Genomic DNA, 22,543 nt, shown 5'->3' on the forward strand with positions numbered 1-22,543 from the left:
ACTTTGCAGAACCGCACCTGTTCCGTGCCACTCCATGCTTCATTCCAGCTCATGTCGACATGATGGACAACGCGATCTGACTCAACCGTATAGCTGCCCGAATAGGCGAACATCGAGTCGAACAACGCAATYTTCTCTTCGTCGGATGGCGGCAAACGCTGCGGCCGATTGCGATTGTTCCTGAGGATAAAGAAAATGACGCGCTCAGGCGTATAGATGACGATGCCATCAGGTTCCTGACCCAGAGCTGGCTGCCGCTCCCCGGTCGAAACGTCTCTCGTCATCCAAGACGTCATTCGCCAGCTTCCAAGCAGGAGTTCGCGGCGAATTGGTTGAACGGGCATATCTTCAGCCATTGCCCACACCTCCGTTATTTCTTGGCAAGCGCTCTCTATACCATCCGCGTAGTCCCGGCCTCGGCGCATCCGGGCAGTCTGGACGGCATATGGAATGAGATCTCCCCATGCTTTGCGGTAAGCATACAGGAGTTCGGCCCGGATCGCGACCAGCGAGCCTTCAAACCGAGACACGACCGGATCATGCGCATTGAGAACGGCGCAGCGAATGCCGCCGCTGCCTCCAAGCCGATAATGTGCTGGAGTTCATGCCGCCATTGACGCTGCCGCAGGACGAGATGCGGTGGCAACGGGCCACCCCTATCTTGCCGGAAGCGAAGCCCCATATGCATGGTAGGATCCACTCGTCTTGCTGAGTCTTGCCTAGGGCACGGAAAACTGCGAACGACGGGGAAGCTTACCGGATGTCCCTTGGGATCGATCAGGCGACGATCACAGCCTATCTGGAAGTCATCACCATCAACCTCGTTCTGTCGGGCGACAATGTCGTGGTGATCGGCATGGCGGCCGCGGGCCTGGCAAAGGCGCTGCGGCAGAAGGCGATCATCGCCGGCATCGCCGCAGCGGCTGTCATCCGCATCGTCTTTGCCGTGGTGGCCGTGCAGTTGCTGGCGATCCCGGGTATCATGCTGGTCGGCGGTCTGCTGTTGTTCTGGGTCTGCTGGAACATGTTCGGGGAATTTCGATCCGCCGGCGATGCCGATGACGGGGACGGTGCAGACGCCGATCCGACCGTGGCTTTCCTTGCGGCGACACGACCGGCCAAGGCGCTGCGCACAGCGATCGTGCAGATCGTCGTTGCCGACGTTTCGATGTCGTTGGACAATGTGCTCGCCGTGGCCGGTGCTGCCAGCGACGACATGGATGCGCTGGTCTTCGGCCTCATCCTGTCGGTGGTTCTGATGGCGGTCGCCTCGACGCTGGTGGCGGCGCTGCTGGCCAGGCATCGCTGGATCGGCTGGCTCGGCCTTGCGGTCATCGTCTATGTCGCAGGCAGCATGGTGCTGGATGGTGTCGAGCAGTTGAAAGCACTCGACTATTGGACGGTTCTTTCAAGAACGTCGAGCCCGATGGGAGCGTCAACAGTTAGAGTATCCATGCGGGCCAAGGATTGAGCGACCATTTCTGGATTCGAAATCCCGGAAATCCTCTTGGGCAAAGCCCTCAGGGACTTTCGGCGACCCGCACGATGAGCTTGCCGAAATTCTTACCCTCGAGAAGGCCAAGGAAGGCTCGCGGAGCGTTCTCTATGCCATCCACGATATCTTCCCGGTAGCGAACGCGGCCGGATGCTATCCAGTCGGCCATGTCGCGGTAGAAAGCCGGGCGCTGGTCGACGAATTCACGCTGAATGAACCCCCTGATCGTCAGGCTTCGGTGGAGTATCTGCTGCATCAGCGTCGGCAGCCGATCGATGCCGGACTCCGCGATGACATTGTATTGCGCGACCAACCCGCAGACCGGCACGCGGGCAAAATCGTTCAACAGGGGGAACACCGCATCCCAGACAGGGCCGCCGACATTCTCGAAATAGATGTCGATGCCATCAGGGCAGGCCGCCTTCAGCTGCGCGGCAAAATCATCGGCACGGTGATCGACGACCGCATCGAAGCCGAGCTCCTGCCGCACGAAAGCGCATTTGTCAGCGCCGCCGGCAATGCCAACGGCACGCGCGCCCTTGATGCGGGCGATCTGTCCAACGGCTGACCCGACCGCGCCGCTGGCCGCCGCCACGACGACCGTCTCGCCAGGCTTTGGCTGTCCAATCGTGAGCAGGCCGGCATAGGCGGTGAAACCCGGCATGCCGAGAACGCCGAGTGCCGTGGTGACGGGCGCCGCCGCGGGTTCGAGCTTGCGCAGCCCGACGCCGTCGGACAGTGCAAAGCTCTGCCATCCCGAGTGCGACAGGACGACATCGCCTTCAGCGAAGCCGGCATGGCGGGATCTGACGACACGCGCAACGGTGCCGCCTTCCATCACGCCGTCGATCTCGACCGGCTTGGCATAGGATTTGGCGTCGTTCATCCGCCCGCGCATATAGGGATCAAGCGACAGGTAGAGTATCTCCAGGAGGAGTTCGTTCTCCGCCGGCTCGACAATTTCAACCGTCTCGATACGAAAATCGCCTGGCTTCGGCCGGCCTTGCGGTCGCGCTGCAAGCACGATGCGGGTGTTTGTCTGGGCTGGCATTTGGGGACGACCTCGCTGTCAAGAACACTCTACTCGAAAAACCGGTTGGGCGGCCGCTTCAGGCCAAGATTCTCGCGCAATGTCGTCCCCTCGTACTGCCGCCTGAAGATCCCCCGTCGCTGCAGTTCGGGCACGACCTTCTCGACAAAGTCATCGAGCCCGGCGGGCAGATAGGGGAACATGATGTTGAACCCGTCGGAGCCCTCGGTGACCAGCCATTCCTCCATTTCGTCGGCGATTGTTTGAGGCGTACCGACGAAAGCAAGGCCGGAATAACCACCCAGCCTCTGGGCAAGCTGCCTGACGGTCAGGTTCTCGTTGCGCGCCAGTTCGATGACACGCTCGCGGCCGCTCTTGCTGGCATTGGTTTCGGGGATTTTGGGCAAGGCCGCGTCCGGATCAAAACCGGATGCGTCATGCCCGATCGCGATCGACAGCGAGGCAATGCCGCTCTCATAGTAGACGAGGCTGTCGAGCTTCGCCCGCTTGGACTGCGCATCCTCGACACTGTCACCGACGACGACAAAGGCGCCGGGCAGGATCTTGATGTCGTCGCGCGAGCGGCCGAGTTTCTCCGCACGACTTTTGACGTCGGCGAAGAAACGTTGGCCGGCGGCGAGGTCGGCATGCGCGGCGAAAATGACTTCCGCCGTCTCTGCCGCCAGTTGCCGCCCAGCCTCCGACGCGCCGGCCTGGACAATAACCGGCCAGCCCTGGATTGGCCGGGCGATGTTGAGCGGCCCGCGCACCGAGAGATGCTCGCCCGTGTGATCGAGCACATGCAATCTGGAAGGATCGAAATAGAGACCGCTTTCAGCGTCGCGGATGAAGGCATCGTCAGCGAAGCTGTCCCACAGGCCGGTCACGACATCATAGAATTCCCGCGCCCGCCGGTAGCGCTCGTCATGCTCGACATGTTCGTCGAGACCGAAGTTGAGCGCTGCATCGGGATTGGATGTGGTGACGATGTTCCAGCCGGCGCGGCCGCCGCTGATATGGTCCAGCGAAGCGAAGCGGCGGGCGATGTGGTAGGGCGCGTCGAACGTCGTCGATGCGGTTGCGACCAGCCCGATATGATCGGTGACGGCCGCCAGCGCCGACAGCAGCGTGAACGGCTCGAACGACGTAACCGTGTGGCTGCGCCGCAGCGCCTCGATCGGCATGTTGAGAACGGCCAGATGGTCGGCCATGAAGAAGGCGTCGAACTTCGCCGCCTCCAGGGTCTGGGCGAAGCGCTTCAGATGCGCGAAATTGAAATTGGCGTCGGGATAGGCGCCCGGATAGCGCCAGGCGCCGGTGTGCAGGCTGACGGGGCGCATGAAAGCGCCAAGCCGCAATTGTTTCTGTGTCATGAAAATCGTTCCGACCGATCAATATGGTCGAGCGCCATCGCTCGAATCCTGATCTTTAGGATCGGCCGGTCCGCCCAACCCGGGAAGGTATTCCGTTGCGCGGAGCCCGGCTTTTGCAGCAATTCCGTTTTACGATCCGGGACCGCAGCACAAAAAATGGCCGGGCTCGAATGCGGCCCGGCCAAAAGAAGGTTCAAACCTTCAGAGGGGAACACCGCTCAGCGGAATGGGAGGAGACCGCCGAACGATTTTGCCTTTCTGAGCTTATTTCCGCGACTTGGCGACGAATAACGTTCCAAAGAACACGCAAAACGGCGAAAATCTGTTCGGCATCGAGGCTTTGTTATGCATGTCGTCCGCCTAAAACCGGGGCCACTTTTGGGCGACATGCTTTGGGCTTCACGGGCGCTCCGCTCCCGTCTGGAGAAGATCGGCATAGTGGCGGCGCGCCACGTCGGGGTGCGAACGCAGACGGCTTTTCAGGACATTAGTGCCGACATCGCGGAACAACGGGTTGTCCGGGTCGCTTGCCGGTCCGCGTGCTTCGGCCGCCAGTTCCTCGGGCAAATTCAGCAGCGGTATCGTCGCATCCAGCCGCGCGCTGAAGAAGAAGGGAACGGAAATCCGCTCGACGCCGGCAGGCGGGGTCACAACGCGGTGAACGGTGGCGCGCAGATACCCATTCGACGCCAATTCGAGCAGTTCGCCAATGTTGACGACAAGCGTTCCGGGGAGCGGGTCCACATTCACCCAGCTGCCGTCATATTCAACCTGCAGCCCCTTGTTGTCGTCCTGCAGCAACAGCGTCAGGAAGCCGCCATCCTTGTGCGCGCCGACACCCTGGTCGCCATCCGTCGCGCTGCGTCCAGGGTAGCGCACGATCTTCATGCGATGATTGGGCGAGTCCCTGTAGATCGCGTCGAAGGCGTCCTCGGGCTGATCGAGCGACAGCGCGAAGGCTTTCAGCAGCCGGATCGCCACCGCCGTAGCCCTGGCCTGCCATGCCAGCAGCGCCGGCTTGAGATCGGGCAATGCCGAGGGCCATTGGTTCGGTCCTTGCAGCCGTGTCCAAGGCGCAATTCCCGGCCCTTGCGGGATGGGCTGGCGCTCGACGCCGATGTCGAGTTGTTCACGCCAGTCGGCAGCGCCCTTGGTCAGTTCACCGCCGGCGTGCGTGTAGCCGCGAAACTGCGAGGACTTGACCATTTCGATCGCCAGCTTGTCGGTCTCCGGCAAGGCGAAGAACCGGCGCGAGGCATCGAGCACTTCATCAGTCTCTGACGCCGAAATTCCGTGGCCGCTGAGATAGAAGAAGCCGACGTCGCGGGCCGCCGTGCGCAGATCCAGGAGAAAGGTGCGGTGCTCGGACGCTCCTTGTTCGAGACGGCTCAGATCGAGTACCGGCACAATTCTGGGCATGGGCAGGTTCCTTCTTTTCTCCGCCCTTGCCGAGGAGAAGTAGAAGCGACCATCGGCAAGCACTCGAGGCGTGGACGTGCATCCAAGGTGCCACGCAGGGGCAGCCGATCAAAGCAATGGGCACCCCAATCTCGACGCCAACGGAAGAAAGTCAGCGCTGCATAATGTTTCCCGAGGGCAAAATAATATCCCAACGGATGTTTCATGCATGTTGCGACGAGACATAGATCGGAGACGTTTATGCGGACTTCCGCATGAACTGAAGGCCCGGCAGGTTGGCCGTTGCGCCTGGATCCTCCTCACGCCGCCTGCCTGATGACTTCAAGCCAGCCCGAACGTCTCCACGGCGCGCATGATGCCGCGCAGTTCGGCGAGGCCTTTCAGCCGGCCGATCAGCGAGTAGCCGGGATTGATCCTGGTCTTGCCGATATCGTCGGCAAGCAGGTGGCCGTGATCGGGGCGCATCGGGATGCGCCAGTCGGCGCGGCCTTCCCTGCTGCGGCGCGCCTCTTCCTGCATCAGTGCGAGGATGACATGCGCCATGTCGGTGCCACCCTCTAGATGCTCGGCCTCATAGAACGAGCCATCCTCCTCGATGGTGATGTTGCGCAGATGGGCGAAATGGATGCGGTCGGCGAATTCCTTGACCATGGCGACGATGTCGTTGTCGGCGCGCGTCCCATAGGAGCCGGTGCAGAATGTCAGGCCATTGGCGGGGCTGTCGACGGCGTTGAGAATAAAACGCGCATCCGCGGCGGTCGAAACGATGCGCGGCAGGCCATAGAGCGAGAAGGGCGGATCGTCAGGATGGATGCACATGCGCACCCCCTCCTGCTCGGCCACCGGAATGATCTCGCGCAGGAACCAGGCAAGGTTGTCGCGCAATTCCTTCGGACCGATCGCATCGTAGTCCGCCAGGGCCTCGCGAAAACTGTCACGGTCGTAGCTGCGCTCTGTTGCCGGCAGGCCGGCGATCAAATTGCGCTCGATCCTGTCGATCTGCTCGTCGCTCAATTCCCTTAGTCGCGTTTCCGCCTCGGCAATGCGGGCGGCGCCGTAGCTGGCCTCGGCATTCCTGCGTTTCAGCACGAACAGGTCGTAGGCCGCGAAATCGATCGCATCGAAACGCAGGGCGTAGCCCGTCGTCGGAAGCCGATAGGCCAGATCGGTGCGGGTCCAATCGACCACGGGCATGAAATTGTAACAGACCGTTGTGATGCCGGCCTTGGCAAGGGCGCGGATCGTGTCGCGATAGTAGCCTGCGTAGCGCTCGCGCTCCGGCGCACCGATCTTGAAGGAATTGTGGACGGGAATGCTCTCGACGACCGACCAGGTCAGCCCTGCCGCCTCGATGATCTGCTTGCGCTCCAGAATGTTCTCGAGCGGCCAGGCGCGCCCGTCATAGATGTCGTGCAGGGCCGAAACGATGCCCGTCGCGCCCGCCTGCCTGACATGATCGAGCGTCACCGGGTCGTTCGGTCCATACCAGCGCCAGCATTGTTCCATTACGGCTTTCCTTCTGCGAGGACGGCAACCTATTGTTGGACCGCAATGAGTGTCAAACCAAAGCGCGTCGCGTTTGAGCGGATTCAGGCGACGCGCTTTAGGTCCCTGTTTTTATGGATGTCGTTGCCCCAAAACCGGGGCCACTTTTGGGCGACATGCATTAAGAGCCACCTTGGACAGCAAATAACGGAGTACCCGCAATGAAGGATTTCGACGGCAAGGTCGCTCTGGTGACGGGTACGACCGGGATTGGCCTCGCAAGCGCTATACGCCTGGCGGCAGGTGGTGCCGCGATCATCGCCTGTGGCATCGACCGCGCGGCCAACGCGGCGATGCAAGCGCAACTGGAAAGCTCCGGGCCAGGCGTGCTGGTCATAGACACCGACGTCTCTGTGCCGGATCAGGTTCGCGATGCGGTCGCGGCCGGCGTCGAGCGGTTCGGCGGCCTCGACATCATCGTCAATTCGGCGGCGGTCCATCCATACGGAACAGCTACCAGCACCGATTTCGAGACCTGGAACAAGGCAATGTCGGTCAATGTCGGCTCGATCTACCTGACCGCGCATTTCGGCATTCCGGAAATGATCCGGCGGGGCGGCGGCGCCATCATCAACGTGGCCTCGGTGCAGGGTCACGCTTGCCAGCAGAATGTCGCCGCCTATGCGACGACCAAGGGAGCGATCCATACGCTGACGCGCTCGCTGGCGCTCGACTACGCACGCCAGGGCATCCGCGTCAACTCCGTGAGCCCCGGCTCGATCCGCACCCCGATCTTGGAAAAAGCGGCACGCGGCGAAAACGGCACCGATGCCGATGTCGAGGCCGCCTACAAGCGCTTCGGCGAAGCGCATCCCATCGGGCGCATCGGCGAGCCGGAGGAAGTGGCGGAACTCATCGCCTTTCTGTGTTCGGCCAAAGCCGGGTTCTGCACCGGAGCGGACTACAAAATCGATGGCGGCCTGACTGCCGGCATCGGCGTGAAGTAGAGCCATGTAGATCGGTTTTGGCCTTTACCGGGAGTCGCCGACATCTGACGACCCCCGGCGCGACCGCTTTTGGCGGGCGCGGCGCTGAAGTCTTCATCGCCAAACTGGCAAGTTTCTTGCCACCGCGAACCTCGACCAACACCGACTTCGGGTTTTTAAACAGATTTAGCTCGGCATCTAGGCGCCTCGCGAGCGCTGCGGCCGTGGTCGCGGTAGCTCGCCCGGTTAGGGCGGTGGCTGGCACCCCGAGCACGGGGGAACGGCATTCTCGATGAGCTGGACAAGCCGGTAGACGACCTTGTGGAGCCGGGTCCTGATAGCCAGAATGACGTCGAACCCGTGCAGTACTATCGATGGAGGCGGCAGCGTGTATGGAGGCCGCGGCGTGGATGGCGCGTGGTTTGCCGTCGCTACTGGCGTCGAGGCCGCTGGCGCGCCGGAGATGTTTCCGCCAATCCTACTGGATCCGCTTCTATTGAAATCTCGTAAAACGCGAAGGCTCCGGCATTTGTTGGAGCCTTCGCAAAGAATTTCAGGGCCGAGGGATAGGGCCTTCGGCTGACGTCATTCCTCAGTGCCGGATCGAGCCGGCTGCGCTTGCGGCGGTGGCTCCCATCCAAAAACACTGCGTCCGCCCAGCATGTGCGACTGGTCGAACTCGCCTGCCACGATTTCCTTCAGGCTGGGACCGGTGACATAGCGCTCGACCTGGCGTGACTGGTCGTCCAGCCGTCTCAATGCATCGATCTCCTCGGTGCGGCCGAGCTTGGCCTTGTGAATGGCCGATTTCAGCACGCCGATCGTCTCGTCATAGACTTTCAGCGGCACGGGGAACGGGTGCCTGTCCTTACCGCCATGCGCCAGCGAGAACCGGCCGGGGTCCGAGAACCGGCATGGCGCTCCATGCACGACCTCGGCCACCATCGCCAGCGCACGCACGGTGCGGGCACCGACGCCTGGCACCAAGAGCAGCTCCGGGAAATCGGCAGGCCCGCGCTCGACGGCGGCAGCGATATTGCCGTGCAGGCGGCGCATGACGACGTCGCTTTCGCGGACGTCATGATGGGCCGGCATGATCAGATGCGGCAGCAGGGGCTGCGCGGGAGCGGGTGGCGAGCCGTGCTCCAGCAGGGCAAACTCTTTCACGATGCGATCGGGACCCAGATCCCGCAGCAGCTCCAGTTGGCCGTGACGCGAAGCATCGGCGCGCCGGTCGGTCAGATTGACGATCTCGCCCTGATTGGCGCCTTCGATCGCGGCATGCGGCTGCTCGACGAAGCTCGTCAGCCCCTCGGACAGCCAGTGGTAGCGACGCGCCACCTTGCTGTCGCCGTTCATGCCTTGTTGCACCACGACCCAGTCGCCATCGTCGGTAACGATGAAGCCATGAAGGTAGAGGTCGAAGCCGTCCTGAACGGCGGCGCTATCGACCTTGGCGACCAGCCGACTGGCCTTGGCCAGGCCCGCCCCGTCGAAACCGACGCGCTCGCCGATCAATGTCAGTTCGTGCGGAGTCTTGCGCGAATGGGCGCCACGTCCGCCACAGACATGGATACCGAGTTCGCCGGAGAGTGGAGACAGGCCGCGTTTCAGGGCGCCGACAACACTTGTCGTGATGCCGGAAGAATGCCAGTCCATCCCCATCACCGCGCCGAAAGACTGGAACCAAAAGGGGTGAGCCAGGCGGCGCAGCAATTCAGTGCGACCACAGTGATGGATGATCGCCTCGCACATCACCGCGCCAAGGCGCGTCATGCGATCACCGAGCCATTTGGGCACGCGACCGCCATGCAGTGGGAGATCAGCACTTCCAGATCGTTGCGCCAATTTCTGCCGCCCGCTTTGCTCGTTGATTAGAGATAGGTGTTGCGCACCTGTCAGGGAAGCCTGCCGTCGCCCTTGCCAACGGATCGCACTCCGCGGGTTCGTCGGATTTGCCGATCCCGAGCGTAGCGGAAACGGATGGCGGCAAACCGTAGGAACGATTTGCACGGAAACCCGTTTGCCCTGACTGGAAACAGGATGAGCAAAATGGTCGCCCCGCGTGCTGCCTGGAAGGGTTTTTTGAAGGTTGGTTCGGTGTCCTGCGGCGTGAAGATCGTCGGCGCCACCAGCGAGGCGTCGAAGGTTCATTTCAGAATATTGAACCGCAAGGACGGTCTTCCGGTCAAAAGCGTCTACGCCGACGAGGAGACTGGAAAGCCGGTCGACGCGGCAGACCAGGTGAAGGGCTTCGAGGTCGAAAAGGATGAGTTCCTCCAGATCGAGCCCGACGACATTAAGGCGCTCAAGCTGACGTCGAAGCATACGCTCGAGGTCGGCGAGTTCGTGTCGATTGACGAGATCGATACGCGCTATCTGGAGAAACCCTACTATCTGATTCCGGCCGATGGCGCCGCTGTGGAGGCCTATGGCGTGATCCGCGATGCCATGAAGAACAAGGGCGTCGCTGCACGATCCTGCGTCGTGCTGTATCAGCGCGGCCGCGAGGTTCTGATCCAGCCCTATGGCAAGGGCATGGTGATGACCGAACTGCGCAACCACAATGAAATGGTCTCGCAGGACAGCGTGTTCGATGGCTTGAAGAAGCAGAAATATGATCCCGGACTGCTCGAAATCGCCGGCATGCTCATCGACAAGAAGGTGACGACTTTCGATCCTTCGAAGTTCGAGGACACCTACGAAGATGCGCTGATCGCCATGATCGATGCCAAACGCAGGGGCAAGCAGCCGCCGAAGCCCGCGCCGAAGCCGAAAGAGAACGTCATCAACCTGGCCGAGGTGCTGAAAAAGAGCCTCAAACAGGAAGGGTTGGAGCCGCCTAAAGAGAGCGCCTCGCCGAAACGCAAGATTGCTTAGCACCTGTCGTCACTGGCACGCGCCAACACGCTAGAATTGATCGAAGTGGAGAACGGCAGCCACATGGTAGGCCGGCACGGTTGCAGCCTTCGGGGTGGCGCTGGGCCGTGCCGGCCAGTGCTGGGGCTTCGAGGGACCAGCAACGATCAAGCTATAGGCATATTAGCAATCTCGCAACTAAGCCAAATGGCCTATCCTGCGCGGATATCGCGAAGGATGCGCATGCGGTCAGCTCGCCATCGCGTTCGCAAACGATCTCATTCATAGCGGCACTACAGCAATTTTCCCCAAGCCCTGGACACCGCAACGCCGCAAGTTGTGGCGGCAATGTTCCGGCGCCGACATGGGCTTCCATCGCAAAATTCCACAAGTCGGCGTTCTTGCGGCAGGCGGGCGCGACAATGGCCGGCAGGGCTGCTCTGGCAGTTTGGTTCGTTTAGCTGGAAAGGCGTAGGACGATGACGATTTCTCCGTTTCTCACCGCTCTCGGATCCGAAGGTCCCCCAGCCGACCGGGCGAAGGACATGGCCTTGTATGGATGGCTGGTTGGAAGTTGGGAAATGGATACGGTGCACCACCTCGACGACGGCACAATGCAGAAATGGAATGGAGAATGYCATTTTGGCTGGGTGCTTGGAGGCCGCGCGCTCCAGGACGTCTGGATCAGGCCCAAGCGGCCTGCGCCGTCAACGATGTATGGCACGACATTGCGCATCTTCGATCCTGGGATCGATGGCTGGCACATCATATGGAACGACCCGCTCAACCAGGATCACTCGCGCCAGGTCGGGCGGGCCGAGGGTAAGGACATCGTCCAGCTCGGCAATGACTCGCGCGGCTTGAAAACCCGATGGCGTTTCACCGAGATCACCGCCGACAGCTTCCATTGGATCGGCGAGGAAAGAGATTCCGAGAGCGACCCCTGGCAAATCACCTATGAACATTTTGCGCGCCGACAAAACCCTGAAGCCAGGTAGCCGTCGAAAGGAAAAGGCCGTCGTTTTTCCGCGAACGACGGCCCCATGCTTGCCTGCCCGCCACCCCCAGGACAGCATGGAGCTCTATTAGAGCAGGCTAAAATTTGCCGTCTATAAACTTTGACATAGAGGGCGGAAAGATTTTGCCGCCCTGATTGCGGCGATGTTCCCCAGGGAGTTTTTCGGACTAGGACAAATTACTAGCCGCCCCCTGAAGCGCGTCGCGCCGGTCCCGGCATAGCTTTGGCGGCTACGCACGCGACCGCCATCGACATAAGATGATTCCACCCGTCATACTAAGTGATTGATTCTGTTGAGGTGCGTATTACTTCGATGCTCGATACCAAAACAGAACCCATTCAGGCCGATGAGTTAGCCGGGTCACCATATAGATAAAATTTATTTCATTTTGAAATCCACCCAAATATAGTCTTTTACAAATCACTTTCTTCGTCTTACAATTATACTTTATGTCTTGGTAATATAAGCGCTTCACCAAGTCCTTCCGCCCAGCTCAAAGCGGCGGCAGGAGATGGCCGGATAGCGCCGTAGAGTACATGGAGGTGGGGATGATCGCTTTCAAACGCGATGCGAGCGGTCTTTATCTGGCGGACCCATTAGCCGGCGCACGTGTCGCCTTTCTGTTCCAGGATAAGTCACGCGCCGACCCGACATTCGATCTGACCGCCCAGAGCTGGGTCGACCCCGGTCAGCTTGGTTACATCGCGTTCTTCGTCCCTTCGGCGACACGCGACTGGAACGCTTTCGAGATAGGCATCCGCAAAGCCTTCGCCGACAGTCCCGGAACCCAGATCGGCTGGTTTCCCGAGCCGCTCAGCATCGCGCCGATCCTGGTCTCGGTCACCGGGCAAGGCACCTCGTCGCCGACGGTGGGGGAGTCCTTCTCGCTGGCATTCCGGCAGAGCGTGACGTTCCAGGTTCAGCCCGACCTGTTCACGCTGTCCACGACGGTGCTGTTTGACGACGCCTCCAACAGCCTGCAGATCGCCAACAGCCAGCCGCCGGCGGCGCTGCTGTTGACGGCGACGCCGCCAGCCGGCGCCACGGTGACATTCCAGTCGGCCGCGCCATTCGCGAGCTTGGCGCTCAGCGGACCGCTCGCTGGTACGGCAAGCGCCGCGTTTGAACTGGCGACCACCGACCTCGTCCAGTTCGAGGCCGGCATGATGTATTTCGACCCGCCAACCGGCGGCGGGCTGGTCGGTGCCTTGAACTATCCGGTTTTCCGCGGCGTCGGTGGCTCGGCCACGCCGTTCGGCTTCAACGTCACGCTGGACGTGCTCGGCCCACTCGACGCGACGCGCAGCTTCTTCCAGTTCACCGACCCGCTGCTCGGCTCGACTTTCGTCACCACCAACGGCAAGCCCTTTGCCCTCAGCACCATCAACACCGGCGATATCAGCACGGTGAGCCGTCTCGTCTTCGCCGGCCGTCCGCAACAATCGCCGAGCGAGCAGCGCTATTACTACCTGACGCCGGCGGGACAGTTCGGCCTGGCGCTCGATGCCGGCGCCAACCTGGCCGCAGGCGCAAGCTCCGAAACGGTGCAGATGCTGTGCGGCGTCACCGGCACCGAATTCGTGACCGTCACCATCGGCTCGGCACCAGACAAGCTCGAATTCGTACCGGCGCAGCCGGCCTATCGCATTGCGCCAGCGCAGGATTCGCCGACCAGCCCGGCGTTTCTCGATGCCACCGCGACGACTTCGTGGGCACAGCTCATCGTCCAGGACGGCAGCTATGTCTCGCAACCCGAGCGCGCTCCGCTCTACAATCAGCGCACCAACACGGCCACAATGCTTGCCGGCGCTGAGCCCGCCTCCGGCCTCACCGTCTATGTCCTCGACGCTTTCAAGGTCGCCTCATGGAGCGCGAAAGCCGCAAGCACGCCCGCCATACCGCTGGTGCCCTATGCGGGGCTCGATTTCTCGACCGACCCGAACCTCAATGCCGCCGCCTATCTCGACATGGAATCGCGGGCGCTCAACCCGAGGCGCGCCAGCGGCTTCATTCCGGCACCGAAGCAAGGCGCGGCGGCAAACGCTGTCGCCGCCGGACCGACGACGCTGGCGATGACGCCGCAAGGCATGCTGGCCGAACTTGCCGGCACGCCATTGGCATGGACCGGGTTGCAGATGGCGACGAGCGCGGCCGGCATCCTCGAATTCGAAGCCATGGGTCCGTCGATCTGCAAGGCCGTGCAGCAGAACCAGATCTTCACGGTGGTCAGCGAAAACCCCGCCAACCCCGACCCGCTTGGCTCCGGGCAGGCCCTGTTCGACTTTTCAGGCGACAAACTGGAGATCGGCGACTGGACGTTCGACCTGTCGCCGGGCAAGCTCGCCGCGCCCGACGGCACGCCGCCGATCTTCATGATGAAATTCTATCCGGGCGAGACGATCGAAGCTCTGGTTGCCGACACAAGGCTGTGGTCGCAAGCCGACATCTTCAACAAGACGTTCACCGCCGCCGCCACCCAGGCCTATCTGCAAAAGCTGATCACCGAGGCGAAGGCCGCGGTGTTCCCGAATGGCGGCACGCAGCCCGACACCACCTCGCTGTACTGGAATTTCTACCAGACGGTCACCGACCCGACCTTCAACGGCATCCTCGCCGTCAACTGCAACATGCAACTCGATGAATTGCCGACCGCGGTGCGCGCAGTGCTCGGGGGCATGAAGGATCCAGGCATAGCCGGCTTTCGTGTCCACCATGTCGGCATCGCCATCAACAACACCGACCCGTCGCAGGCCGTGCCGACGCTGGCGCAGAGCGCGACCTTCGCGCTGGTTGACTATGAAAAGGCGGCGAGCAAGTCGGCAGCGGCCGCCGATAGCAATATTGGTATCGACATCGACTATGGCTTCGAGGTCGAATATCTGCGCGCTTTATTCACCAATTCCGAGCTGCGCAGCTTCGCCTGCGAGGTCAATCTCACCATCAACAATCTATTCAAGACCGGCGTCAATCTCGATGCCGCGCTGAGCCCGGCCGCCAAGGCCGGCGATAACGCCAATGTCATCGCCATCATGGGTTCCTACCAGGCGCACGGCACCAGCGGCGACGACAAGAGTTCCGGACAGGGCGTCTATTCGTTCGTCGCCCAGGGCGATTTCGTCTTCAACTTCACCGACGAGAACGGCAAGTCCAACAACAAATATCTCAAGCAGATCACGCTGACGAAACTGCAATTCTCGTTCGATGACGAGACCGCGGCGACGCCGCCAAAAGCCGACACCACCCACATCAGCGCCCATTTCGCCATCTGGGGCGACATCGAGTTCAACGAATTCCAGGTGCTCGACCTGTTTGCGTTCGAGAAGCTGGCCTTTTCCAATCTCGGCATCGACGTCGGCTTCGACCTGACCATCCCGGCCCAGGGACAGCCGTCGACAAGCACGCCGTCGCTCAGCTTTTCGCCGGGTGACCTGCGGCTCGACCTCGGCGCCACCGAGAAGCGCAGCGGCTCCGACAGCCTGCTCGACCTGATCCCGTTCAAGCTCAAGTCGTTCCTCTATTCGGGCACGGCCGATCAGACGATCGAGAGCCTGAACTATTATTCGCTCGGTTCGCTGCCTGGCCTGGCGGAAAACGGCGTCACGCTGCAGGACAATTTCAACTATGCGCTGATCTTCGATCTCGATCTCGGCTCGATGGGCGGGCTGGTCGGTTCGCTTTCGGCCTTCAAATTCAGCGTCCTCATCGGCTGGCTGAGCCCCGAGGACGGCGGTGGGCTGGCCTTCGGCATCCAGCTTCCACAAGTCGACGGCAAGCTGGAAATCAAGATCGAGGGCGTGCTGACCATCTCGATCGAACAGTTCAATCTCGAATACGCCACCGATGCCGATCCCAAGATGCTGGTGCTCGGCATGCACAATTGCTTCATCGAGATACTGGGCCAGCGCCTGCCGCCGGACGGGACGATCAGCATCGGCCTGTTCGCGCCGACCGAAGGCGCCGACCAGATTGGCTGGATCGGTGCTTACAATTTGGGCAAGGATGGCGGCGGCGGGGGTGGCGACGATGCGCAGAAGCTGCTGGCGGCGCCGGTGCCGGCCAAGGTGGGCGCTGTCAGCGATGTCTTCGAGCTCGTCTATCTCGGTGTCGGCCAGCGGGTCGGGCCCGACCCGACCAAGCCGCCCGCCAATTTCGATGCTTTCCTGAAGTTCATGCAGGGCGACTTCTGGGACGCCCTCAAGAACAAGAAATTTGCCGATATATACCATCCCGAAGGCAAGTGGATCATCGTCACCGACTTCACGCTGCTGAAAGTGCTCGAGGTCGGCTTCGTCTTCTACGACGTGACGCCGTTCTACGCACTGCTGCTCAAGCTGACCGGCGGTGCCGGCAAGGGTGCGGAATTCGAGGTCGTCTACACCAAGATCTCCGACACGATCGGCAAATTCGCCGCCGTCTTCAGCCTGCCCGACAGCCTGCGCACCTTCCAGGTTGGCGCGGCCTCGCTGACCCTGCCGACACTGAGCGTCGACGTCTACACGAATGGCGACTGGAAGGTCGACCTCGGTTTCCCCGACGGCGACAACTGGAGCGTCTGCTTCCAGGTGCAGGCGCAGGCCGGACCTATTCCGGTGACCGGATCGGGCGGCTTCTACATAGCCAGCCTGAGCTCGGCCACCGACCCCGACGTGTTCAAGGGCACCTACCAGAGCATCCTGGCCTTCGGTTTTGCCGCGCGGCTGGGTGTCGGCAAGGATTTCACCGCCGGACCGCTGAAGGCGGGGGTGAGCGTCACCTTCTTCGGCATCATCCAGGGTGCGGCCGGTTATCTCACCAGCGGTGGCGGAGACCTCGCCAAAAAGCCGGACGCGCTGTCGCTGCAAGGCCAGTTCGGCATCATCGGCGAGCTCTACGGCTCGCTCGATTTCGTCATCATCAAGGCCAGCGTCAACGTCCGCCTCGAGGCCAGCATCGGCATCATCCTGGCGCTGGAACCACCCAGTGTGCCGGGCGGCGGTGGCGGCTCGATCCTGCTCTACATCGAGGCGAGTGTCAGCGTCAGCGTCACGGTGGAGATCAACCTCTTCCTGTTCTCGATTTCCATCAGCTTCAGCTTCAACGCCTCGTTCCGCTTCGAATGGCAGCTTGCCGGTTCGTCGCAACAGGCCCAGATCGAAACTTTCGCGCGGCTGAAGCAGCGGCTTCTTGCGGGTGCAGCGGCAAATGTCGGGCTTTGCCCCAACCTGCCGAAGGACCTGCCTATCCTGTTCCTGCCGGAACTGACCGTGGTGTTCCCCGATGCGACCAGCAAGGGCGCGCCGTGGGTCGTGACCTCGCTCGGCATACAGTACGACGACAACCCGTCGCAGAACCCGACCTATGCCGATTTCAAGCCGTTCGAGGCGGTGACGACGCAGCTCGCCACCTTCGCGCTCATGCACGCGCTGAACCTGCCGGCCTACAACTCCGTGGTGCTGCTCGAATTCGATTCCAGCAGCGGCGCGCCCGGTTTGAAGGACATCGACAGCGAGCCGGACGCGCTCACCGGCTGGATCGACTATCCGACCTTGCTTAGCCAGCTCGCCAATTTCTCCGCCACGCTTGCCGCACCGACCGGCAAAGCCACGGCTTGCGTGTTCCCGATGCCGCCGTTCCTCAACATGGCGACCACCGGACGCACCGACGGCAATGGCAACGCACAGGATCTGTCCTACCAGTTCCTGGCGCAGAACCTCGTCTCGCAGACCTACCTGCAAGCGGTCGACACCTATTTCAACCAGCTGTTCGTCAACCAGACCTCGAACCCGACCTCGGTCAACGACGCCGGCGGCACCACGCCGTTGTCGCAGGAGATATTCCTCGATTATTTCAAGGGACTGATCCGTGGCGCGGTGCACGAGCTGCTGGTGACGATGCAGGATGCGGGGCTGACCTCGTCACCGCTCGACAAGCTGTTCATAGCGGCGGTGGCCGCACCGACACCCGGCGCGCAAACGCGCTTCCAGGGCCTCGCGGGGCAGATGTCGAGCGCGTTGCGTGGCGGCGTGCGTCTGCCTTACACCGCCGGTCTCACCGTGCCGGGCGGGGCGGTGTCGACCAGCACGAACCCGCTGTTCGCGCTTCTGTGGCAGGAATTTCCGGCCGGCGGCTTCGCCAAGAACAACAGCTACAGCATCACGCTGAGCAATCCCGACAAGACGCAGGACTGGCTTGCCGTCAACGCCTCGTTCTCGCTCACCCAAGACGTCCTCAGCCCCTATCTCGCCTTCACCGAAGCGTCGATAACGGCGCCAAGCAGCCCGACACCAATCGCGCTCAGCTCGACCGGGCCGCAGTCTTTCGCGCTGGAGAACGCCATCGCCTGGACGCCGCCAAGCGCGACGGCACTCAGCCTGCGGCCATTCGCGCCAAGTCTGGAGAAATTGCAGGTAAATGAAGGAACGGCAGCGATCCCCGTCCTGGTGAAATCCCGCCAGGCGCAAGGGGCCTATCTGCCGGACGGCACACCGCTGCCCGCCGGCGACATCACTTTCGCCACCAGCATCACGCTGACGGTCAAGCAGATTCCGGGCGCCACGCAAGGCAGCGTGCTTGTCGATGTCTACGCACTGTCCGGCGCCAGCCAGTCGGACGAGGCGCTGCTCGGCCGGATCCTCGACGATCTCAGGGGCGGTGACCGGCCGGTCGACGCGATCCAGATCCTGTTCCAGACGGCCGCCGGTGCGCCCGGCCTCGTCTCGGCAGTGGTCGATCCAAATGCCGTCTTCGCGCTGCGCACCAACACCACGACGGTGTCGCAGCCGCCGCAAGGGCTGATGGCCTTCGCGCTCGGTCTGCCCGCGGGTGTGTCCGTCGGCGCCAGCACCGACATCACAGCGGATGGCGGCTACGGTTTCCTGCAGATCATCCAGCAGGCGACGGTCACCAATGCGCAGGGTTACTATCTGCGCTTTGTCGACAAGACCGGCAACGCGCTGCCAACGCCGCTGTTCATCAAGGGCGTCGCGCAGGTGACGATGCTGGTGACCTACAAGGCCGGCAGCGGAACCAACCAGAGCGGCTCGCCGCTCGCCATCCAGCCCTATTACAACGCGATCGTGCTTGCCGGCACGCAGAGCGGCCTCGTCTACTATGCCGAGACCGCCGACCCTGCCCTGGAGGCCCGCTACGTCAAGGTCGCGGCCGGTACCTTCGGTGTCGAGCTGACGCGCTCCGAAAGCGTCATGCAACTGAAGACGCCTGCCGCCCTGGTCAAGACCGGGCAGCTTGGCGCGGCGAACTCCCATTCGCGCGGCAATGTCATCGAGGCGCTGCGCGCATCCGGTATCGCCGACGATACCGAACTGCACGCAGCACTGGTCGCGGCGGGTGACGCAAAAGCGTCGCTCAACTCGCTCTACAGTCTCGTCACCTACCAGGTACAGGCGACGACAGGCTTCACGCTCAGCAATCTGTCGGCGCCGATCCAGCCGCAAAAGCCCGACCAGTCCGGCACCACCGGCACGTACCGGGTGTTCGCGCCGCTGTACAACGTCGCCACCGCCAATGCCGGTTCCACCACGCCCGACCGCTACGCTTCGATCAACGACAAGTTCACGCTGGACTTCTTCGTCAACGACGCCTTCGGCAACCAGCTGCCAACGCCGGCCAGCTACAGCGATACCAACCTCTATTTCGATCCGATCGTGCCGGTCGACCTATGGCCGGGGATCCTGCCGACCTATGGTTTCAACGGCTCGACGCCGAACACGATCGAGATCGTCCTGACGCCGAGCCAGGCGGCCTTCAGCGGCATGTCGGCAGACCAGAAGGCGGCGGCCCTGGCCAATTTCCGCACCATCGAGGACCAGATCAGCGGCCCAGGCGTCTCGTTCTATGTCGAGACCAGCCTTGCCCTGCAGGCGGATGGCAGCAGCCTTGTCAATTTCCCGGTGGGTGCTGCAGACAACAGCAAGGTGACCGGCATGGTTGCCGACCTCGTCAACTGGCTGGCGGGGCTCAGCACCAACTTCCCCGGCGCGGTGACCATTTCGATGCCGGTCAGCGGCCCCGGAGCCTTGCCGCCGCTGTTCGAGATCGTCGTGCTGTTCGGCATCACCCGCGATGCGAACTTGATCTCGCCCTATCTGAAGGACCAGTTCGGCACGATCATGGTGCCGTCGGCGCAGAACGTCGCGACCGGATTTGTTCCGGCGACCGGCGGCGCCAGCAACATGTCGCAATTCGCCGCCGCTTTCGTCGGCGCCTTCCCGGCGCAGAAGCTCGCCATCGGCATGAATGGGGCCGACGCATCGCCACAGCAGAAACTGTCGAGCACGGCCCAGTCCAGCACGGCACTGGCGCGCAAGCGGCTCAAGTCACTGAAGCTCGCCCATGACGGCTCCGGTGGAGCACGCGCCGGCTCGCAATCGTTGTGGGCGGCAGCGGCATCGCTGCTCGACATCTCGATCGGTGCCGCCGGTGCCGGACCGCGCTTCCTGTCGCCCAAGCCGCTCGACAATGTGCTGAACAGCGCCAGTGTTTCGATGCCGCAGCTGTCGTCCAAGCTGCCGGCGCTGCCGGCGCAACAGCTGTTCATCGACACCGACCTCGACCAGCTCAACCGCATCTTCTTCCAGGCGGTCGACGAGGTGCTGTCACCGGCCTCGGCGGCCAAGGCCTTCGAGGTCGCCCCCGACGCCTACGACGCGATGGCGCTCGGCCGCGAGGCGCTGGCGCAGAAATACGCGCAATACGAAGTGGACTGGCTGTTTGGCCCGCAATCGCCGTTCACCGGCACGACCGCAGCACTTGCCATCGCGAAGGATGTGTTCGAGCAGCAGATGCGCGCGGCGCTGATGACGGCCTATTCCGTCGACACCATCGTCCAATACGACGTGATCTGGAACCAGTCGGTCTCGGCTGCCGCCGATGGCAACATCGAGCTCTTCGGCCAGATCGAAGCCGTACTCGCCGGAAACTACAGCTGGAGCGGTCTCAGCCTTTCTGCGACGACAAACAATCCGCACGGCCTGACCGACGGCAGCCGGGTGCTGATGATATTCCAGGCCAGTTCGGGGCAGTTGCCGGCGAATGGCGTCTACGGGGTCACCGTCACCGGTGACACCACCTTCACGATCGCCACCGCCGCCAGCGGTTCAGGCGCCGGCACCTTCTCCGCCACGCGCCAGAATGCCGGGCTCTCGACCGCCCATGTCGGCATCAGCAGCACGGGGGCGAGCCCCCTCACCTTCCTCTACGGCGATCCCGACGCGGCCGCTGCCGCGATGGTGCCATTCGATCTGCGTTTCGCCATCACAAACCTGCAGTTCTTCCTGGCGCCGGCGGGCGCACCCGGCGAAGCGCGTCCATCGATCTGGCTGCAGCTCGTCGATCCCTATCCAAAGGGCGTGCCGCATGTCGGACCTGCCGGCGCCTTGACCAAAATCCCGGTGGTGTATCGCCAATACCCAACACCGCCGACGCTGGTCAGCCAGACCTGGTCGGGCTACACGCCAACGTCGGGTTCGGGCAATCCAATCGCCGACGGCGCCGACTGGAGCTACCTCTATACCTATCAGGCGTTCCTCGTCGCGCAGGACCAGATCAACACCGCCGTCACCTACAACACCAACCTCAGCGCGGCGCCGGACAACCCGCCTAACTCCGCCAACCCTGCCCCCAGCGCAGGCCCGCCCTACGACCTGTTCACGGCATTGGCGCGCACCTCGGCCGTCTACGGTGCCATCAGCCCGGTGCTGCGCAACCCGGCCGATCCAGCCTGGGCCGATGCGGTGGCCGCCTTCGCCACCGCCATTGGCGAGGTGACGGCGAACAAGGACTGGAATCCGAGCCTGAACATGGCCCTCGGTCAGGGTCTGGTCAGCGTCACCGACAGCTACGTCGTCACCGACACGCTGCAGCCGGACGGGACGACGCGGCAGATCGAGTTGCAGTGGCCGGCCGCGCAAGGCGAATCGAGCTTCTCCAATGTCGCGCTGACCGTCACCGCGCTCGACCCGTCGACCCTGACGCCGTACCCCAACCAGCATCCGGTCCAGCCGTCGCCGCCAGACGGCCTTCTGTTCGAGGTCGACAACGCCGCGCCCGGCAATTTCGGTGTGGCGCACACGATCGAGGTCGATGCACTCAACGTGCTGGCGGCCGAGAATGCGCTCGCCTCGGTGCAGATCGAGCGCAACCTGATCACGCTTGAAGCCTCGAACAACACCGCGTGGCAGGTGGTGCCCGAATTCGTCTACATGACGCCGCAGGTCAGGCCGAGCCAGCCGGTCACGCCGTTCATCGACAATGCGACGCCGATCGATGTGGCGACGCTGCCCGGCCAGGGTTCAGGTGCTGCCTGTCCGACATCGCCGTCAAGCCTTTGCCAGCGCATCTACACAATCATGGCCGACCTTTTGGCCGACCCGGTGCACGAACAATCGCTGCTTGCGGCGCATGCGGCCGCCAACGTGACCAGCGGAACCACAAGGCGGGTCAAGGTCGCCTGCTCCTACCAGTTCCCGTTCCCCGCCGTTGCCGGCGGCGCGTTCGACAGCGCCTCGATCAGTCCGCTTGTTCCGATCGTGCTGGCGCGGTCCTTCGAGATCGACGGGCAACAGCCGGCGGAGCTCGGCGATTTCGCCGCGCTTTTCGCAGCGGCGATCGCCGGCTGGGCCTCCAAAAACAGCATCGTCTTCGGCGCCAACGCAATGCCGGCAGGCGCGAGGCTGGTCTTCGACATCACGCTTTATGCAGCACTCAGCGGCGTCAATACGCCGGTGCTGCGCTTCAGCAACCTGCAACTGAAACTGACGGACATCGACGCGAGCTGACCGCCTCAAGGCGGGCATCCGCGGCGGTGTCGCGCAGACACGATTGGAAGGAGGAGCCGTTTCGAAACCAGACCATCGGGCCCCAAGCCGGCAACAGGTTTT

At 62.6% G+C, this 22,543-nt stretch carries 11 protein-coding genes; 5 read left to right on the forward strand and 6 right to left on the reverse strand.

Going from position 1 to position 22,543, the window contains the following annotated elements:
* A partial coding sequence (locus AC1D0I_RS24550; RefSeq protein WP_477398340.1) for a lipocalin-like domain-containing protein occupies positions 1–356 on the reverse strand: 356 nt, incomplete at its 3' end.
* A gap of 404 nt (positions 357–760) precedes the next feature.
* Between AC1D0I_RS24550 and AC1D0I_RS24555 the strand changes: the two genes are divergently transcribed.
* Positions 761–1,471 carry a YjbE family putative metal transport protein gene (locus tag AC1D0I_RS24555; RefSeq protein ID WP_477398342.1) on the forward strand — a complete coding sequence of 237 codons (711 nt, stop codon included), beginning with the start codon at positions 761–763 and terminating at the stop codon, positions 1,469–1,471.
* 49 nt (positions 1,472–1,520) lie between these two features.
* Here AC1D0I_RS24555 and AC1D0I_RS24560 read toward each other — a convergent pair whose 3' ends face one another.
* The 4 genes from AC1D0I_RS24560 to uxuA all read right to left on the reverse strand — a co-directional run bounded on the left by AC1D0I_RS24560 (position 1,521) and on the right by uxuA (position 6,823).
* Positions 1,521–2,546 carry an NADP-dependent oxidoreductase gene (locus tag AC1D0I_RS24560; RefSeq protein WP_477398344.1) on the reverse strand — a complete coding sequence of 342 codons (1,026 nt, stop codon included), beginning with the start codon at positions 2,544–2,546 and terminating at the stop codon, positions 1,521–1,523.
* 29 nt (positions 2,547–2,575) lie between these two features.
* Positions 2,576–3,898 carry an LLM class flavin-dependent oxidoreductase gene (locus tag AC1D0I_RS24565; protein ID WP_477398346.1) on the reverse strand — a complete coding sequence of 441 codons (1,323 nt, stop codon included), beginning with the start codon at positions 3,896–3,898 and terminating at the stop codon, positions 2,576–2,578.
* A 399-nt stretch (positions 3,899–4,297) separates the two neighbouring features.
* Positions 4,298–5,317: an isopenicillin N synthase family dioxygenase gene (locus AC1D0I_RS24570; protein WP_477398348.1), complete on the reverse strand. Its 1,020-nt coding sequence runs from the start codon at positions 5,315–5,317 to the stop codon at positions 4,298–4,300.
* 321 nt (positions 5,318–5,638) lie between these two features.
* Positions 5,639–6,823, reverse strand: a complete 1,185-nt coding sequence (gene uxuA, locus AC1D0I_RS24575) for a mannonate dehydratase (RefSeq protein WP_477398350.1) — start codon at positions 6,821–6,823, stop codon at positions 5,639–5,641.
* 200 nt (positions 6,824–7,023) lie between these two features.
* Between uxuA and AC1D0I_RS24580 the strand changes: the two genes are divergently transcribed.
* Positions 7,024–7,809, forward strand: a complete 786-nt coding sequence (locus AC1D0I_RS24580; RefSeq protein WP_477303238.1) for an SDR family NAD(P)-dependent oxidoreductase — start codon at positions 7,024–7,026, stop codon at positions 7,807–7,809.
* A gap of 564 nt (positions 7,810–8,373) precedes the next feature.
* Here the strand turns inward: AC1D0I_RS24580 and AC1D0I_RS24585 are convergent.
* A complete protein-coding gene (locus AC1D0I_RS24585; RefSeq protein WP_477303236.1) occupies positions 8,374–9,636 on the reverse strand; it encodes a DUF763 domain-containing protein in 1,263 nt (420 codons plus the stop codon).
* 195 nt (positions 9,637–9,831) lie between these two features.
* On the opposite strand from AC1D0I_RS24585, the gene ku reads away from it, so the two are divergent.
* The 3 genes from ku to AC1D0I_RS24600 all read left to right on the forward strand — a co-directional run bounded on the left by ku (position 9,832) and on the right by AC1D0I_RS24600 (position 22,441).
* Positions 9,832–10,668, forward strand: a complete 837-nt coding sequence (gene ku / locus AC1D0I_RS24590; protein WP_477398352.1) for a non-homologous end joining protein Ku — start codon at positions 9,832–9,834, stop codon at positions 10,666–10,668.
* A gap of 707 nt (positions 10,669–11,375) precedes the next feature.
* Entirely contained in the window at positions 11,376–11,645 is a 270-nt protein-coding gene (locus AC1D0I_RS24595) for a hypothetical protein (protein WP_477398354.1), read from the forward strand.
* 569 nt (positions 11,646–12,214) lie between these two features.
* Positions 12,215–22,441: a hypothetical protein gene (locus AC1D0I_RS24600; protein ID WP_477398356.1), complete on the forward strand. Its 10,227-nt coding sequence runs from the start codon at positions 12,215–12,217 to the stop codon at positions 22,439–22,441.
* The last annotated feature ends 102 nt before the right edge of the window (positions 22,442–22,543 follow it).

The organism is Mesorhizobium sp. P2_D1 (assembly GCF_056404455.1).

Excerpts from the sequence above, each read along its gene's own strand:
- AC1D0I_RS24555 (WP_477398342.1), top strand. The coding sequence starts at position 761 with ATGTCCCTTGGGATCGATCAGGCGACGATCACAGCCTATCTGGAAGTC.
- AC1D0I_RS24560 (WP_477398344.1), bottom strand. The coding sequence starts at position 2,546 with ATGCCAGCCCAGACAAACACCCGCATCGTGCTTGCAGCGCGACCGCAA.
- AC1D0I_RS24565 (WP_477398346.1), bottom strand. The coding sequence starts at position 3,898 with ATGACACAGAAACAATTGCGGCTTGGCGCTTTCATGCGCCCCGTCAGC.
- AC1D0I_RS24570 (WP_477398348.1), bottom strand. The coding sequence starts at position 5,317 with ATGCCCAGAATTGTGCCGGTACTCGATCTGAGCCGTCTCGAACAAGGA.
- uxuA (WP_477398350.1), bottom strand. The coding sequence starts at position 6,823 with ATGGAACAATGCTGGCGCTGGTATGGACCGAACGACCCGGTGACGCTC.
- AC1D0I_RS24580 (WP_477303238.1), top strand. The coding sequence starts at position 7,024 with ATGAAGGATTTCGACGGCAAGGTCGCTCTGGTGACGGGTACGACCGGG.
- ku (WP_477398352.1), top strand. The coding sequence starts at position 9,832 with ATGAGCAAAATGGTCGCCCCGCGTGCTGCCTGGAAGGGTTTTTTGAAG.
- AC1D0I_RS24600 (WP_477398356.1), top strand. The coding sequence starts at position 12,215 with ATGATCGCTTTCAAACGCGATGCGAGCGGTCTTTATCTGGCGGACCCA.